Below are 15315 nucleotides of genomic sequence, written 5' to 3' on the forward strand. Positions count from 1 at the left end.
TTCATGTCAGAACTAACCCCCCAAGTCGCCGGAAACACAGCTATGGCTACCGGCACAGCACAGACATTTTCTACTGCCAACGGCATGGACGATGTGACAACGAAGCTGAAGCAAATCTGGTCTAGCAGTCAGAGAAACTTAGTGCTATCTGCGGTGTTAGCTGCGATTGTTGCAGCGATTATTGTGGTTGCACTATGGAGTTCCTCGCAGAGCTTTCGTCCGCTATATAGCCAGCAAGAGCGTTTTGATATCGGCGAAATTGTGTCGGTATTAGAAAGCGAAGGCGTAAGCTACCGCATGCAAGAGCAAAATGGACAAGTTCTTGTACCAGAAGGTGAGGTTGCGAAGGTACGCATGTTGCTTGCATCAAAAGGTGTTAAAGCTAAGCTGCCGACAGGTTTGGATTCGCTCAAGGAAGATAGCTCTCTTGGTACGAGCCAATTTATGGAAACGGCGCGTTATCGTCATGGTTTAGAAGGTGAGTTAGTACGTACTATCATGTCTTTGAACTCAGTAGCGAACGCGCGTGTTCATTTAGCAATACCTCGTCAAACTCTATTCGTCCGCCAAAACAGTGAGAATCCTTCAGCATCTGTCATGCTTGAGCTCAAACCTGGTGAAGACTTAAAGCCTGAACAAGTTGAAGCGATCATTAACCTAGTGGTCGGCAGTGTCACGGCAATGAAGCCAGAATTTGTTTCTGTCATTGACCAGTATGGCCGTCTTCTTAGTGCGGATGTCGCTTCTGCGGAAGCCGGTAAAGTAAACGCGAAATATCTTGAATACCAGAAGAGTGTTGAAAAACAGATCATCCAACGCGCAGCAGACATGCTTACGCCGATTGTGGGGCCGAGTAACTTCCGCGTACAAGTCGCTGCCGATCTGGACTTTAGCCAAGTTGAAGAAACACAAGAAATTTTGGATAACGCACCGGTTGTGCGTAATGAGCACACCATTCATAACAACTCGGTTGATCAAATTGCGTTGGGTGTTCCTGGTTCTCTAAGTAACCAACCGCCAGTGACAGGATCTGGTGAAGTGGAAACGAACGATAGCCAAAACACGAATGCGCGATCTGAAGTGAATCGTCAATACGCTGTAGGGAGCAGTGTTCGTCGTACTCAATACCAACAAGGCCAAATAGAAAAGCTTAGTGTATCGGTTCTGTTGAACTCCAAAGCTTCGCCAGATGGTGTGGCGTGGAGTGAAGCCGATAAAGAGCAAATCTCAAACATGATCATGGATGCTGTTGGTATCTCTGCCACACGTGGTGACAGCTTAAGTTTAATGAGTTTCAACTTCACCCCAATTGAAATTGATGCTCCTCCTGCACTGCCGTGGTGGCAAGACCCTACAGTACAGCAGCCAATACGCTACGTTATTGGTGGCTTGTTAGGCTTGGCGATGATCTTCTTCGTACTGCGTCCATTAATCATGCACCTAACTGGCGTTGATAAACCTGTGCCTGAGCTAAATTTTGCTGAGCCTCAGGAAGAACCTGACTACGAAAACTTGCAAACGCGTGAAGAGCGCGAGCATGAAGAAGTACTTGATCGCCGCCTATCTGAAAAAGGCATCTCAGCCTCTTCAGGTTTAGATGTAAACAGCGACATGCTACCACCAGCAGGTTCGCCATTAGAAATTCAATTGAAACACCTACAGCTTATTGCTAATGAAGAGCCAGAGCGCGTAGCCGAAATACTGAAACAATGGGTAAACATCAATGAACACAGTTCTATCAAAGCAGACGCTTAGTTATGTTGAACAAACCGCGCTCGTGCTATTAGGCATGGGCGAGGATGCCGCAGCGAAGGTTTTGCAACACTTTAGCCGTGATGAAACCCAGCGTGTGACTCGTGCAATGGCGAAGTTAAATGGCATTAAGAGCGATTCTGCTCGTGGTGTTATTCAAACTTTTTTTGAAGATTTCCGTGAGCACAGCGGTATTCGAGGAGCCTCTAAGGAATACCTATCTAATACATTGCGTAAAGCATTGGGTAACGATTTGGCAAAAGGGTTATTAAATACCTTATATGGCGATGAAATTCGCAACAATATGCAGCGCTTACAGTGGGTGGAAGCAGAAACTCTCGCTCGTTTCATTGTGAACGAGCACCCACAAATGCAAGCAATTTTTCTAGCGTATTTGCCAGCAGACAGCTCTTCAGCGGTATTGAAGCACTTGCCACAAGATTACCATGACGAAATCTTGTTCCGTATTGCTCAATTGCAAGATATCGATCATCAAGTTGCCGTTGATTTGCATGAACTCGTTGAGCGTTGCATCGAAAAAGTATCCGCAAGTCAAAGCACGCCGTTATCAGGTGTTAAGCAAGCAGCAGATATCATTAACCGCTTTGAAGGTGACCGTGGTTCATTGATGGAAATGCTGAAGTTGCATGATGAAGATGTTGTTAATGCAATTGAAGAAAACATGTTCGACTTTATGGTTCTTGGCCGACAACGCGAAGAAACCATGGACATGTTGGTGCAGCAGATTCCGCTAGAGTTGTGGGCAGTCGCGCTAAAAGGTTCCGATATTACCTTACAACAAGCTATTAAGCGTTCAATGCCGCAACGTATGGTGAAAGCGCTAGAAGATGACATGGACGCACGCGGCGCTGTTGCGTTAAGTCGAGTTCAAAAAGCACGTCAAGACATCATGCAAATGGTACGTGAGCTGGATGAATCTGGTGAAGTTCAGCTGCTTCTCTATGAAGAGCCAACGGTGGAGTAAGGTCATGCTAGAGACAAAATCAAGTACTATGCGATTGCCTCCGAGCGGGTATCGTTTACACCGTTTTCCGCCTTTAGCGCAACCTAAGACTATCGAAGACGAATTCGGGCTAGATAACCAAGGCTGGCAAGAACCTCAAATAGATATCCAACAGCAACTTGAAGAAGGTTTTCAACAAGGTTTGCAACAAGGACATGAGGAAGGCTTACGCCAAGGTATCGAACAGGGCAAGCAACAAGGTCTGTTGGAAGGCCAAAAAGAAGGTTTCCAAAAAGGCTTTGTTTCCGGTGAACAGTCTGGAAAGCAAGGCTTTTTGGAGGCGGCGAAGCCTGTCAATGAACTTTTTCACGCCCTTTCTCGTTGGCAAGATGAAAAAGAACAGCAACAACGCCATATGATTTGTGAACTGGTACAAAAGGTAGCTCAGCAAGTGATTCGTGCCGAGCTCACTTTAATGCCTCAGCAGATCCTAGCTTTGGTGGACGAGACATTGTCTGCCATGCCTGGTAAAGCGGAAACAGTAACTGTGCATTTAAATCCGCAAGATTTAGAGCGCATTACTCACATCAATGCTGATTTGCCGCAATCTTGGAAACTGGTCCCTAATACGGAGCTTCCTATTGGTGGCTGTCAGTTAGTGACTGATGACGCAGAAGCGGATGCGAGCTGCGACTCTCGTTTGGAAGCCTGTATGGACAATGTAAAGCAACACCTTTTGGATGAAGTCAGTATTCCACAGGTAGAGTCTGAGCATGAGTAATACCCTAAGCAATGAACTATTAAGTGAGCGTTTGAGCGAAGCCTTGGCTTCGCTCGATTCAATCCCTGTTGCTCGCGTAACAGGGCGATTGATAAAAGTAAACGGCTTAATGTTACAAGCCGTAGGGTGTCGGTTTAAGCTTGAGCAGCGTTGTCTCGTAGAAACCGCGGAAGGCGATATGATCGAAGCGCAAGTTGTGGGCTTTGAACACACTATTGCTTACCTCATGCCTATCCGCCGTTTAGGCGGTCTGTTTGCAGGTGCAAAAGTCATCCCTCTTGATGGTGACAGTACCGTGCAGCTAAGCTCTCAGTGGTTAGGACGCGTACTGAATGGTTTAGGTGAGCCGTTAGATGACGGGGCACCGCTTAAGGGGGGAGATCGAGTTTCACTTGAACCAAAACCGATTAACCCACTGAAGCGACGCCCAGTTGATACACCACTCAACGTAGGCGTGCGAGCGATTAATGGACTATTGACGGTAGGCAAAGGCCAACGTATTGGTTTGATGGCTGGCAGTGGCGTCGGTAAAAGTGTGTTAATGGGGATGATCACCAAAAACACGGAGGCCGATGTAATTGTGGTCGGGCTTATTGGTGAGCGAGGCAGAGAAGTACGTGAGTTCATCGAGAGAAACTTAACCCCAGAAGCGCGCAAGAAAGCGATCATTATCGCGGCTCCTGCTGATGAATCCCCGCTAATGAGGTTAAGAGCGACACTACTTTGTCATCGCGTTTCAGAGTATTTCCGAGACCAAGGCAAAGACGTTCTACTTCTGATGGACTCTCTAACCCGATACGCCATGGCACAGCGCGAAATCGCTCTTTCGCTCGGAGAGCCTCCAGCTTCTCGTGGTTATCCGCCCTCAGTCTTCAGCGTGTTACCTCAACTCCTAGAGCGAGCGGGTAACAGTGAAAATCAACATGGTAGCTTAACGGCAATTTACACCGTATTGGCAGAAGGAGACGACCAACAAGATCCTGTTGTGGATTCCGCGCGCGCCATCTTAGATGGGCATGTCGTTTTATCGCGTCAACTGGCTGAGCAAGGGCATTATCCCGCGATAGATATCAACGCGTCTATTAGCCGTTGTATGAATACTTGTACGCAGGACGCACACAGCACGATTGCGAATAACTTCCGTCAAATGTACTCCAACTACCTTCAGGTTAAAGAGTTACTGCCATTAGGGGGGTATCAACCAGGACAAGATCCTGAGTTAGATCAATCTGTTGCTATGTATCCAAACTTGCGTGCATATCTACAACAAGCTGCCAATGAGTCTGTAGATTACCCAACCAGTTTGACCGAGCTCGCGCAGCTTTTTCAAAGTGCTTAATCAAATGGGAGTGACAAGGCTGAAATGAAATCCAAGTTAAAAGCCGTAGGCAAGTTACAGCAAATGGAAGAAAAACAGCGTGATCGTGTGGGTCAACAACTTGATGCCATGCGTCAGCGTCACTCCCATCTTTCAATGCAATTGGAACAGTTATCGGCGTTGAAAGGCCACGCTGGACAATCAACCCGAACCGGCCCGACGCTGACGAGCGCGGCTTTGATGAACTTTAATCGTGTTGACCAAATGCTACAAAGAATGCTTCGTCACCACGAGCAAGAGCAAGCCGTTATGCAAGCGGAATGTGCATCTGTACAGAAAACACTAGAACACAAGCACGCACGCGTTCAAGGGTTAGAAAAAGTGCTTGAACGTTGGCGTACTAAGCAGAACTATGAAAAAGCGAAAAAAGAGCAAAAGATGATTGAAGACATCATTAACTCTCGCGTTAAGCGCAAGATATTATGATGTCTTGTTGACGCAACTAGGAGCGCGAATCATTTCTGCGGTGTCTTAGCCAACCAAACCAGCCTCCAAGCATGATCAACCCTGATCCGAGAGCACCGCCGCCGCCGCTGCCGTTATCGTCAAAGCCCGACGTGTTAGTATCTTCTGGTTCAAAGCCGGAATCGCCTTCACTATGATAATCTTCTGTACTTGCTAAGAGGGCGTTATAACGAGTTTTCACTCCCGAACTGGTTTGGGCTTCAATCCACGTTGTATAATTTAGAACCTCAGTAAACACACTCGGAATCGCAGCAGATTCACAAACAGAAGAACCATAGCTAACAATACCGATTTGCTGATACATGCCATTATTGTCTTGATAAGTGAGAGGACCGCCTGAGTCACCGCGGCAGATACCAGTGTAGCTTCGCTCAGGAAATCCATTCGCACATAAACTTTCCTGAGCATTAAACCCTGTTACCAGCGAAGCGCATTGGGTGTCGGTAAGGGGTTTTACTTCTGCCCAGCGTAAATAGTTTGGCCCGTTTTCATCACTAGTCGAGGTCTGACCTAAACCGAATATCTGATAAACCGTCTTGCTGCTGTAGTCTCCAAAGTCTTGCGGTAAAGTGATGGATTGAACGTTATCGGTAATAGGGCGAGTCAATTCAAGGACAGCGATGTCATTAATCCATAAATCGCTAGGCACATAATCAGGATGAATCGTGATAGAGCGAACATCTTTGAATTCTTCAACAAACACGTCATTCATCGTAGGGTTTTTGACTAGCACTCGTAGATCGTTGATTGTCCACCCGTCAGTGAAAACGCTTGGTTCTACGCAGTGAGCCGCAGTTAAAATGAAACGGTCGTTTACAATGGTTCCCCCACAAATATTGGCAAACTGATTAGCGCCAGTTTTATGTAGAATAAGACGTGCAAAAAAAGGAAGTTGGTTTTGGGTCGCCTGCTGCCCTCCAATAATTGCCGTGGAGATCCCTTGTTCTGAAAGGCGGTTATCATTTTCTGCTTCTGCGGTCGCACTCAAAGATACTGCAAAACAGAGTGCGCTTAGCCATATTTGATACTGCTTCATAAACCATCCTTGGATGAAAAGTGCTCCTCTAACTTTATACTAGTTTTTCAGTGAATGTGCTTAACAAAAGTTTCTAATAGTTGAATGATTGTTGTAGCCAAGATCGCAACAGATGAAACGATTCAAGCTTTAGCTTGTGTGGCGGGCATACAAAGTAAAGCTGTTGATGAGGATTAATGACGGGTTCACCCAGCTCGATTAGCTGACCATATTTGATGTCATCCTTCACAAACAAGCGATGAGTGACCAATAACCCCAAACGACGAGTTGTGGCCTGGACGGCTTGTATCGACATGTTAAAAGTGATTGGTTTTTTATTTTTAGGTCGCTGGATACTCGTCGCGTCCAGCCACACGTTCCAGTCATTTTTTCTTCGTTCGTTAGTAACTTCAATGATGGGATACTGCTTTAAGAGTTGAGTGATGTTTGAGTCCTTTGTCTTCGCTATCAATTCAGGACTGCACACCAAAACCAGTTCATCTTCACTGAGCTTTTCGCAGTAGTAATCCTGCCATTCTTCGGGATTTCCATGCACCAAGGCCGCGTCGATACCTTCTTGTTCTAAATTGAATCTGCCAGACAGGTTTGATAAACGAACGTCTAATTGAGGAGCAAACCCTTGTAAATCTGACATTCGAGGAATCCACCAGTGAAGAGCCAATGAGTTCACCATATTGAGCGTAACACGTTGCAAGTTCTGATCTTGGATGAGTGCTTCCGTTGCATCGACAATTTGCTCTAAAGCGGGTGCCACCTTTCTGTAATACTTTTTACCGTCCGCATTGAGTTGAACTTGTCTGCCTATGCGATCAAACAGAGGCTTGTTGACTTGACTCTCCAGCGATTTAATCGCCTGACTTACGGCTGAGTGGCTCACACTTAATATCTGTGCTGCTTCTGTCATGCTGCCAGACTCAGCTACTGCAACAAATGCGTAGATGGACTTTAAGGGGACTAGTTTCCGCATAATTTAAAAACCGTAGCTGGTGATAGATAAGTTAAACTGTAAGTTTTTCTTACATCAATGGTTAATATTACTCGCTATTTGCGATGAGTGATGCCTTTTAAAATGCTCCATATATTAAGGAGTATTGAATGAATGCTGTAAATAAATCTATCCTTTTCATGTTGATGTCTACGTTAAGCTTATCTGTTACTGGACTGTTAGCAAAGCAGTTGTCAGGCGAACTTTCCGTCACACTATTTAGCTTCTTACGTTTTTTGGTGCCTGCGCTTATCTTGCTTATCTTACTTCGTGTGAAAAACCTTACCTTTCCTAAAGCGGGCACGCTAAAGCCTATTTTATTGCGAGCTTTTTGTATCGGTTTGTCACAACTTTGCTTTATCGCGTCATTACAAACGTTAACGCTCGTTGAAGGGGTCGTTTTGTTTGCTACTGGCCCATTATTTATTCCCTTGGTTGAAAAGCTGTTCATGAGGGGGCGCATTCGTGTTTCAACATTGGCGGCTTTAGCAATGGCGTTCACTGGTGTGGTTATGTTGGCGGGCGGTGGAAGTGAGATTACATGGCGAGCGGATTTATTGCTCGGCTTGGCTGGTGGACTCTTCAATTCTGGTTCTCAGCTTACGTTATATAAAGTGAGTAAAACAAATATGTCGCCGCTAGAAATCAACTTTTGGGCGTTTGGTTTTGCTGCCGTATTTCTGTTGCCGCTAACTTTGTTTAATGACTTCGACGCGTTACTTAATATGAGTGTTATGGCGCCTGAGATTTCTTCAAATACGCTGTGGATCGGTATGATGTCTCTGATGATCATTAACACCCAAGTTTTTCGCTCCAAAGCATATAAACTGGCAAGCAGTGGCTCTCAACTTTCGCCACTCATTTTTACTAACTTATTGTTCACTGCGGTTTGGCAGAGCCTGTTTTTTGAAGACCGAATGAGTCAAAGTCAAATTGTTGGGATGAGTTTAATAGTGCTCGCAATCATACTGAACACATGTTGGGTTCGTTTTACGGCGCATCGCAGTGGCGGTTTACAAGCGAGAACTTCTTAGTCTGTCGGAAAATGAAGGGGGCAGGTAGATAAATTGGTCGTGTGCTTTGATTTTTCCTGAGTATGGGCTAGCGTCAAGAAAGGTTCAGGGAGAGAAATCATGCTTACGCTAAATTATTACGTCGAAATTTCGGCGACACCGCAACGAGTGTGGGAAGTGCTAACCGATGTTGAGTTGTATAAACGTTGGGCACAAGCCTTTTCACCGCAGTCTCAATTTGAAGGAGCTTGGGAAGAAGGAGGTGGCATCACTTTTTTTGATCCAGATATGGGCGGGACAAGGGCGATCATAGATACGGTGCTACCGCTTCAAAAACTTGAATTTCATCATGTTGCCATTTTTAATCCGGATAATCGTCAACAACTCGATGCTGACCTAGCATCTAGGTGGATCGGATCGCGAGAGATCTACCAGATCGATACCAACAACGATCGTTTACTACTCAATGTTACCATTCATACTCACAACGACTTTGTTTCTATGTTTAATCACGGATGGGAAAAAGCCTTACCCTTGATAAAAGCCATTAGTGAAGAGCAAGCTTAGGGTTCTTGCTTATCTTGGGCTGACGATGCGTTGCCTGAAGGTATACAATAGCCGCCAATTTGCGCACCAAGAGAGTTGATGATGGAATTTAAGGTTGATACCCACACGCATACGTACGCCAGCGGCCACGCTTATAGTACGTTGATTGAAAACGCGAAATCGGCAAAAGAGAACGGGCTGGATATGTTCTGCACGACCGATCACGCTGAATCAATGCCGGGTGCGCCTCATTACTGGTTCTTCTCTAACCAGAAAATTCTTCCGCGCTTTCTTGAAGGCGTTGCGATTATTCGTGGCGTTGAATCTAACATCATGAACACCAAGGGTGAGATCGATATTCCAGATAGCGTTGATCGCAACTTGGATTGGGTGATTGCTAGCTTTCATGAGCCTGTGTTCCGCCCAGCAGATAGTGCTACGCACACTGAAGCGCTGTTGAACATCATCAAGAATGGTCGTGTTGACGCGCTAGGCCATTTGGGTAACCCCAACTTTGACTTCGATTTTGAAGCCGTATTGAAGTGCGCTAAAGAGCACAATGTCGCGATTGAAATCAATAACACCACATTGAAAGGCAACAGCCGTGTCGGTAGCGTAGACCGTTGCCATGAAATTGCACAAATCGGTAAAGAGCTCGGTGTCTTCTTCACTACAGGCAGTGATGCGCACTTCTGTCACGATGTGGGTAACCTGAGCTTGGTGGGTGAGTTAATGGATAGAGTCGGTATCGATAGCTGCAAGGTTATTACTCACTCAGCACAACAATTCTTGGCCTTCTTAGAGCTGCGTGGCCGTATGCCAATTGCAGAGTATGACGAGATTCGCAACGCATAAACTTGATTACATTTTTGGTTATGCAAGTGTTAAGGGATTGCTTTACACTGCTCGCATTAAAAAGCCGACTCAGAATTCGGCATTCAATGGAGAAGTGAAGATGTTACGTCCTTTAGTGTTGGGGTGTGTAATTGCGTTAGGCTCAACGTACGCAATGGCAGAAGCCGTCGACTTAAAACAAAACATGAAGCAGATGAAGATGGAATTCAAACAGGCGGCAGAAGCGTCTGATGTTGAAACCATGAAATCTGCGATTGATAGCTTGCAAGCGCTCGTTGAACAATCTAAGCGTGGTAATTACCCACCAGAGAAGTTCAATATCTACCTAGAAGGCTTTAACAAGCTGACGGTAACGCTAGATAAGATTGAAGCGGATCTTGATGCAGGCAAGCTAGAAGAAGCGAAAGACCAACTGCGTGAAATCGATAGCCTTCGTGAAGAGTACCACGACAAACGCAACCCAAGTATCTGGAGCAAACTGTTTAGCTAACCGTTTATCCAACTTGAAGAAATGTCCATCAGCCTGCCACTTCGGCGGGCTTTTTTGTGCCTGTCAATCGAGGTATTCAAGAAAACCTGTGAGGTAGCAGCCACTTATTGATCCTGTTTTTGAGCTACCACTCAGAATTAGTTACGCTGTGTGAAATTTGTTAAGTCACCGTTATGCGTAGATTAATTCCTTTTTACCGCTCGATGTTATTTGCTAGTGCTCTCAGTTGGGTGCTAGTGACGCTGATGCCTGTTATCAATGCTCATGGTAACAGCATGGGCGTGTGGGCGACGCTATGTACGCTTAACGGTTTTGAGTTGGTTCAAATAGAAGAGGGCGACAATTCTGTCAGCCACAAAGGTAAGCCTTGTCCTTTTAGCCACTTCTCGACTTTTCATCACGATGCACTTCCAACGACACCAATACTCTCAAGACTGAGCTTGGTGATTTCTGACAGCTACGCTTATTTGGCTCTAAGTGTGCGATTTGAAACACCAGTTCCTCGAGCGCCGCCAGTTTCCCTTTTCTCATAACAATAACCATTACAAGTAAAGTCACATAACACTGCCACTTCGAGCAGTGGTACTCCTGAATCTAAGTCAAATAGCACCGCATACGAATGCGTATGTGCAGGATGCGTTTGGCTGAATTTGGGTGTTCAAGAATGAAAAAAGGAAAATACACATGTTGAGAAACTCGGCAAAGCCTCAACTCAAGGAAGCCTCACGCGCAAAATCCATCTACTTTATGACGTGGCGATGGCACTTCTACGCAGGTTTGTTCGTCATTCCATTTATGCTCATGCTTTCCCTCACGGGGTTGGTGATGTTGTTTGATGATGAAATCGAACTGGCTCGATACGAAGCGACATTACAAGTTTCACCACAAGAGCAAATGGTTCCTGTCTCTGCACAATTGGAAACCGTAAAGCAGGCGTATCCCGATTTTAATGTCACTCAGTTTGTACCTGCTAAAACGGCCGATATTGCCAACCGATTCTCGATTCAAAACCAAGAAGGCAGCTCGCTGATTGTTGCAGTAAATCCTTATAAAGGAGACGTACAAGGCACCATTAATCGTGGTGACAGCATTTATGAACTGATGAACAGCATTCACGGCACGTTGCTCATCGGCGACCTAGGCGACCGTTTGATTGAAATCGCCGCAAGTCTGGGGATTTTGCTGTTGGTGTCTGGTTTGTACCTTTGGGTACCTAGAGACAACGCCAGCCGCGCCGGTTTTTTGAAAATTCGCTTTAACAATGGCCCTCGAATTTTGATGCGTGACATGCATGCGAATTTAGGTGGCGTGCTGTCGATTGTTCTGTTGTTCTTTTTGATTTCAGGTTTGTCGTGGGCAGGGATCTGGGGGGCGAAAATGGTGCAAGCTTGGAATACCTTCCCAACCTATTACACATGGGGTGAGAAACCGGAATCCACGCTGACACATAAAGATCTTAACCATGGTGCATCAGAAGAGATGCCATGGAACTTAGAGCTTGCTGCTGTGCCAGAGTCGAAAGATAAGCCCGCTCATGATCATGCCAATATGAAGGAAGAGACGGCATACGCAGGCAACCATGATGCGCTCTCCATTGATGATATCATCCTCAAGGCTGAAATGTTGGGCTTCACTGGCTATAAGCTGTTTTTGCCACGCTCTGAGACGGGCGTTTACACCGTTGCAGCTAACTCTATGGGCGGCGATATTTCCGACCCAAGACAAGATCGCACCAGCCACTTTGACCAGTATTCCGGTCGCTTGTTGGTGGATGTAACGTGGCAAGATTACAGCCTATTTGCCAAGTTCATGGCGGCAGGTGTGTCATTGCATCAAGGTGATGTGAGTATATTGAACAAAGTACTCAACGTAGTGTTCTGTTTGGCGTTCATCTTAATCTCAATCACAGGTGTGGTGATGTGGTGGATTCGTAGACCAAGTCGCAGTGCCGCATTGGGCGCGCCACCTAAGTTTCAACAAGACAGTATTTGGAAGCTTGGCTTAGTAACGTTAGTGATATTGTGTCTCGCGTTCCCGATGGGCGGTTTGGCAATTGTTACGGTTCTCGCACTGGATTGGCTGTTGTTCAACCGCGTTGAGAAACTGAAAACGGCGTTGAATTAGTAACAGACAAAGAATGGAATAATAAAAGAGCCAGCGAAGTGCTGGCTCTTTTTATTTCTGGTAAATCTCCAGCGGTAAGCCATCTGGATCTTGGAAGAAGGTAAAGGCTTTGCCTGTGAATTCGTCAATACGAATTGGCTCAACTTCAACGTCATTCGATTCTAGGTAGGCTTTTATTTGCTCAACATTATCAACCAAAAACGCGAGATGTCGTAGCCCTTGTGCTTCAGGAAAGCTCGGTCTCTCTGGTGCGCCCGGAAAGCTAAACAGTTCAACTTGGCTGCCGTCAGGTAAAGCGAGGTCAAGCTTGTATGAGTCTCTGGCTTCACGATAGTTTTCAGCAATGACTTTTAACCCCAACACTTCAGTGTAAAAGCGTTTTGACCTTGGGTAATCGCTGCAAATGATCGCGACGTGATGAATGGCATTAAACATGGTTAGCCTCTTCAAGCATGGCTCGTATCCTCAAGCATGGCTAGTGTCCTCGGAGACTAAATGCTCCTTAACGAAGTCGATAAACACGCGCAGACGAGCGGGCATGTATTTGGTTTGCGCATACTGCATCGCGATAGCGCCGTGGTAGTTACTCTTGATCATCCAATCCGGCAATACTTCCACCACTTCCCCTTGCTCTAATGCGTCTTTGATCACGAAGTCATGGAAGATTCCAATTCCCAAGCCAGACTTAACCCCATTCAAGCGCATTTGAGAATGGTTGACGGCGTAGCGTCCACTTACGGCAATGGAGTGGAAAGCTTCCTCTTTAAAGAATGACCAGATGTTGTCTTTGTCGTTCTCGGCAAGGTAAATGCAGTCGTGCTGCTCAAGCTCAGTGGGATGCTCAGGCATACCGTGTTTGGTGAGGTAATCTGGAGAGGCACATAAAACGAGATTGGTCTTGCTGATCTCCTTGAGTACCAGGTTCTCATCGGGTTTGTCGGTGAGCTTGAATGCGACATCAATTCCTTGGCGGAACAGATCGATCTCACCATCTGCTGCACGCAGCTTAAGCTGAATATTTGGATAACGTTCTAGGAATGGCAACACAAACGGTTGAAGCACCGAATTAAGAAATGCTTCAGGGGCTGCTACTGTGAGTGCGCCTGTTGGCTCAGCATGATCTTCTGCAGATAACTCAACGGCTTGCTGCGCGGCATTCACCATTGCTATGCTTTGGTCGTAAACCTTTTGCCCTGCTTGAGTGATGATCAACTTACGAGTTGTGCGCTCAAACAGTTTCACCGAGAGGGCTTGTTCCAATCGTGTGATCAACTTACTTAAAGCCGATGGCGTCACGCCGAGTTGTTTGGCTGCAGCGGTAAAACTGCCTTCGTTTACCACTAAGATAAACGAAGCAAGATCAGGAAGTAGGGCAATGAGTTTTGGATTAACCATAATTGTTCGGTTCTGCGCTGCGGAATAACGATATTGTCTGGTACGGTTTCACGAGGTTCAAGTGTCACCGTCTCGCTTTAACGATATTTTGCCAAAAATGCATTGAGTTCAGGCAAGCCAGATTCACCAGTATGGTATTGCTGCCAACAGTGATAAATGGCCGTTTCGTGGTCTGCAATCAACTCGATAGCTTCTCGCTCAGCGATTGAATACTGCTGTGAAGCTTTCACTTCTTCATGCCACTCTCGATACTTGACCTCATAAGGTTCTACCCATTTCAGAAGAGTCGCCACCAACTCTTGCCATGGTAAATCAATCCATTTGGTTGCATCTTCCAAGCCTTTATCCAGCATCTCTTGGTATCGACTTTCTATATCCATCCCATTTTTCAGCAGTACAGGTTTGAGCTTTTCTGCGGTGAGTTCTTCCACTTCAATCAAGATTTGCCACAGCGTTTGTTGTTCACTTTGGGCGTAATGGCTCAAGTAGTGGTTGAAAAAAGCGATGCCGTAGATTTCGCCATAGTAGGCAGACAGAACGTTATGAATCATGGTGAGAATCGTGATTTAAACAGGGAATACCGCATTGTAGGAGGGGAAAGCGCGAAGTGTAAACACCTGATTAAGAGTAAAAAAGTGCTGCTGACAGAATTCGAACAGAACTTGTGAGAATTTTATGAGAATTCGATGAAGTTGCTGATAGATTTGCTCGTCATTCTTAGAGGCAAGAACGCAAAACGTTCGAAACGTAATGCTTAACCTACTCAAGTCACGAACAAAGAAGTAAAGCCGTATACATGGGCTTGGGTAGTTCAACCCTCATTAAAGGATGGAATCACAATGAAAAAACGTACCCAACTCGGACTCGTCATGACTTCAGTCGCTATGGCACTAGGCTCTGCATCAGTGAATGCGGCGGAATTGGAAATCACCGTGACAAACGCAACCAAAGGCATCTACTTTACGCCTCTTATTGTTGCTGCACATGGCTCTGATCTTCAAATGTTCAGAACGGGTCAAGCAGCAACGCCAGAACTAGAAGCAATGGCAGAAGGCGGTGATATCTCTGGTCTTGCTAGTGTGATTGGTAACGCTGGTGGTGCGGTGGTTGAGAACCCTGCTGGTGGTATTTTGAATCCGGGTGTGGCAACCACCTTCACCTTGGACAGTGGCGACCACGGTTATCTTTCTCTGAGCGCGATGTTGCTGCCAACCAATGATGGTTTTGTCGGTCTGGATAGCTGGAAGATCCCAACGGAAGCGGGTACATACCGAGCAACGCTAAGAAGTTACGATGCCGGTACAGAAGCGAACGATGAACTTGCGTCTAGCATGCCAAACCCACCTTTCATTACCTTTGGTACTGGCGGCACAGGCGTTGAAGCAACAGTAACTAACGACAAAGTTCACGTGCATCCGGGTAACCTTGGTGATAGCGATCCAACCGGCGGCATCAGTGACCTAGACAGCAGCAGCCATCGTTGGTTAAACCCAGTTGCAACCATCACAATCGTTGTGAAGTAAGGGGGATG

General features: G+C 46.1%; 17 protein-coding genes. 12 read left to right on the plus strand and 5 right to left on the minus strand.

Annotation, left to right across the window (positions count from 1 at the left end; genetic code table 11):
• The first annotated feature begins 3 nt into the window (after positions 1-3).
• Genes fliF through fliJ form a run of 5 tightly spaced genes read left to right on the plus strand, consistent with a single transcriptional unit; the run spans position 4 to position 5301 of the window.
• Positions 4-1755, plus strand: a complete 1752-nt coding sequence (fliF, locus tag R7Q47_RS01615; RefSeq protein ID WP_005384024.1) for a flagellar basal-body MS-ring/collar protein FliF — start codon at positions 4-6, stop codon at positions 1753-1755.
• Entirely contained in the window at positions 1724-2737 is a 1014-nt protein-coding gene (locus R7Q47_RS01620) for a flagellar motor switch protein FliG (RefSeq protein WP_005375048.1), read from the plus strand. The genes fliF and R7Q47_RS01620 overlap by 32 nt, the downstream gene beginning before the upstream one ends.
• 4 nt (positions 2738-2741) lie before the next feature.
• The gene (fliH, locus tag R7Q47_RS01625; RefSeq protein WP_005375050.1) at positions 2742-3497 is read left to right on the plus strand and encodes a flagellar assembly protein FliH; all 756 of its coding nucleotides are present in this window, start codon (positions 2742-2744) and stop codon (positions 3495-3497) included.
• Positions 3490-4836, plus strand: coding sequence for a flagellar protein export ATPase FliI (gene fliI / locus R7Q47_RS01630; RefSeq protein WP_213886450.1), 1347 nt, complete (start codon positions 3490-3492; stop codon positions 4834-4836). Before fliH ends, fliI begins: the two co-directional genes overlap by 8 nt.
• Before the next feature lie 24 nt (positions 4837-4860).
• Positions 4861-5301, plus strand: a complete 441-nt coding sequence (gene fliJ / locus R7Q47_RS01635) for a flagellar export protein FliJ (protein WP_005384016.1) — start codon at positions 4861-4863, stop codon at positions 5299-5301.
• Positions 5302-5317: 16 nt separating this feature from the next.
• Here fliJ and R7Q47_RS01640 read toward each other — a convergent pair whose 3' ends face one another.
• On the minus strand, positions 5318-6376 hold the full coding sequence (locus R7Q47_RS01640; protein WP_213867888.1) for a S1 family peptidase: 1059 nt from the start codon (positions 6374-6376) through the stop codon (positions 5318-5320).
• 73 nt (positions 6377-6449) lie between these two features.
• A complete protein-coding gene (locus R7Q47_RS01645; RefSeq protein WP_005384012.1) occupies positions 6450-7343 on the minus strand; it encodes a LysR substrate-binding domain-containing protein in 894 nt (297 codons plus the stop codon).
• 128 nt (positions 7344-7471) lie between these two features.
• Between R7Q47_RS01645 and R7Q47_RS01650 the strand changes: the two genes are divergently transcribed.
• The 6 genes from R7Q47_RS01650 to R7Q47_RS01675 all read left to right on the plus strand — a co-directional run bounded on the left by R7Q47_RS01650 (position 7472) and on the right by R7Q47_RS01675 (position 12389).
• Positions 7472-8395: a DMT family transporter gene (locus R7Q47_RS01650; RefSeq protein ID WP_213886451.1), complete on the plus strand. Its 924-nt coding sequence runs from the start codon at positions 7472-7474 to the stop codon at positions 8393-8395.
• Positions 8396-8494: 99 nt separating this feature from the next.
• Positions 8495-8941 (plus strand): SRPBCC family protein, encoded by a 447-nt coding sequence (locus R7Q47_RS01655; protein WP_005375065.1) that lies wholly within the window; start codon positions 8495-8497, stop codon positions 8939-8941.
• Positions 8942-9022: 81 nt separating this feature from the next.
• Positions 9023-9775: a phosphatase gene (locus R7Q47_RS01660; protein ID WP_054824340.1), complete on the plus strand. Its 753-nt coding sequence runs from the start codon at positions 9023-9025 to the stop codon at positions 9773-9775.
• Positions 9776-9875: 100 nt separating this feature from the next.
• Positions 9876-10265, plus strand: coding sequence for a cytochrome b562 (locus R7Q47_RS01665; RefSeq protein WP_248486149.1), 390 nt, complete (start codon positions 9876-9878; stop codon positions 10263-10265).
• Positions 10266-10438: 173 nt separating this feature from the next.
• The gene (locus R7Q47_RS01670) at positions 10439-10798 is read left to right on the plus strand and encodes a hypothetical protein (RefSeq protein ID WP_318088565.1); all 360 of its coding nucleotides are present in this window, start codon (positions 10439-10441) and stop codon (positions 10796-10798) included.
• A gap of 151 nt (positions 10799-10949) precedes the next feature.
• Positions 10950-12389, plus strand: a complete 1440-nt coding sequence (locus R7Q47_RS01675) for a PepSY-associated TM helix domain-containing protein (protein ID WP_248486151.1) — start codon at positions 10950-10952, stop codon at positions 12387-12389.
• A 51-nt stretch (positions 12390-12440) separates the two neighbouring features.
• On the opposite strand, the gene R7Q47_RS01680 is transcribed toward R7Q47_RS01675, so the two are convergent.
• From R7Q47_RS01680 to R7Q47_RS01690, 3 genes are all read right to left on the minus strand, one after another.
• On the minus strand, positions 12441-12824 hold the full coding sequence (locus tag R7Q47_RS01680; protein WP_005375080.1) for a VOC family protein: 384 nt from the start codon (positions 12822-12824) through the stop codon (positions 12441-12443).
• Positions 12825-12854: 30 nt separating this feature from the next.
• Positions 12855-13784: a LysR family transcriptional regulator gene (locus tag R7Q47_RS01685; RefSeq protein ID WP_206953166.1), complete on the minus strand. Its 930-nt coding sequence runs from the start codon at positions 13782-13784 to the stop codon at positions 12855-12857.
• Between the two features lie 77 nt (positions 13785-13861).
• Positions 13862-14335 (minus strand): hypothetical protein, encoded by a 474-nt coding sequence (locus tag R7Q47_RS01690; protein ID WP_248486153.1) that lies wholly within the window; start codon positions 14333-14335, stop codon positions 13862-13864.
• Positions 14336-14623: 288 nt separating this feature from the next.
• Between R7Q47_RS01690 and R7Q47_RS01695 the strand changes: the two genes are divergently transcribed.
• On the plus strand, positions 14624-15307 hold the full coding sequence (locus R7Q47_RS01695) for a spondin domain-containing protein (protein ID WP_005384002.1): 684 nt from the start codon (positions 14624-14626) through the stop codon (positions 15305-15307).
• Positions 15308-15315 lie beyond the last annotated feature (8 nt).

The organism is Vibrio sp. Vb0349, assembly GCF_033338975.1.

Excerpts from the sequence above, each read along its gene's own strand:
- fliF (WP_005384024.1), top strand. The coding sequence starts at position 4 with ATGTCAGAACTAACCCCCCAAGTCGCCGGAAACACAGCTATGGCTACC.
- R7Q47_RS01620 (WP_005375048.1), top strand. The coding sequence starts at position 1,724 with ATGAACACAGTTCTATCAAAGCAGACGCTTAGTTATGTTGAACAAACC.
- fliH (WP_005375050.1), top strand. The coding sequence starts at position 2,742 with ATGCTAGAGACAAAATCAAGTACTATGCGATTGCCTCCGAGCGGGTAT.
- fliI (WP_213886450.1), top strand. The coding sequence starts at position 3,490 with ATGAGTAATACCCTAAGCAATGAACTATTAAGTGAGCGTTTGAGCGAA.
- fliJ (WP_005384016.1), top strand. The coding sequence starts at position 4,861 with ATGAAATCCAAGTTAAAAGCCGTAGGCAAGTTACAGCAAATGGAAGAA.
- R7Q47_RS01640 (WP_213867888.1), bottom strand. The coding sequence starts at position 6,376 with ATGAAGCAGTATCAAATATGGCTAAGCGCACTCTGTTTTGCAGTATCT.
- R7Q47_RS01645 (WP_005384012.1), bottom strand. The coding sequence starts at position 7,343 with ATGCGGAAACTAGTCCCCTTAAAGTCCATCTACGCATTTGTTGCAGTA.
- R7Q47_RS01650 (WP_213886451.1), top strand. The coding sequence starts at position 7,472 with ATGAATGCTGTAAATAAATCTATCCTTTTCATGTTGATGTCTACGTTA.
- R7Q47_RS01655 (WP_005375065.1), top strand. The coding sequence starts at position 8,495 with ATGCTTACGCTAAATTATTACGTCGAAATTTCGGCGACACCGCAACGA.
- R7Q47_RS01660 (WP_054824340.1), top strand. The coding sequence starts at position 9,023 with ATGGAATTTAAGGTTGATACCCACACGCATACGTACGCCAGCGGCCAC.
- R7Q47_RS01665 (WP_248486149.1), top strand. The coding sequence starts at position 9,876 with ATGTTACGTCCTTTAGTGTTGGGGTGTGTAATTGCGTTAGGCTCAACG.
- R7Q47_RS01670 (WP_318088565.1), top strand. The coding sequence starts at position 10,439 with ATGCGTAGATTAATTCCTTTTTACCGCTCGATGTTATTTGCTAGTGCT.
- R7Q47_RS01675 (WP_248486151.1), top strand. The coding sequence starts at position 10,950 with ATGTTGAGAAACTCGGCAAAGCCTCAACTCAAGGAAGCCTCACGCGCA.
- R7Q47_RS01680 (WP_005375080.1), bottom strand. The coding sequence starts at position 12,824 with ATGTTTAATGCCATTCATCACGTCGCGATCATTTGCAGCGATTACCCA.
- R7Q47_RS01685 (WP_206953166.1), bottom strand. The coding sequence starts at position 13,784 with ATGGTTAATCCAAAACTCATTGCCCTACTTCCTGATCTTGCTTCGTTT.
- R7Q47_RS01690 (WP_248486153.1), bottom strand. The coding sequence starts at position 14,335 with ATGATTCATAACGTTCTGTCTGCCTACTATGGCGAAATCTACGGCATC.
- R7Q47_RS01695 (WP_005384002.1), top strand. The coding sequence starts at position 14,624 with ATGAAAAAACGTACCCAACTCGGACTCGTCATGACTTCAGTCGCTATG.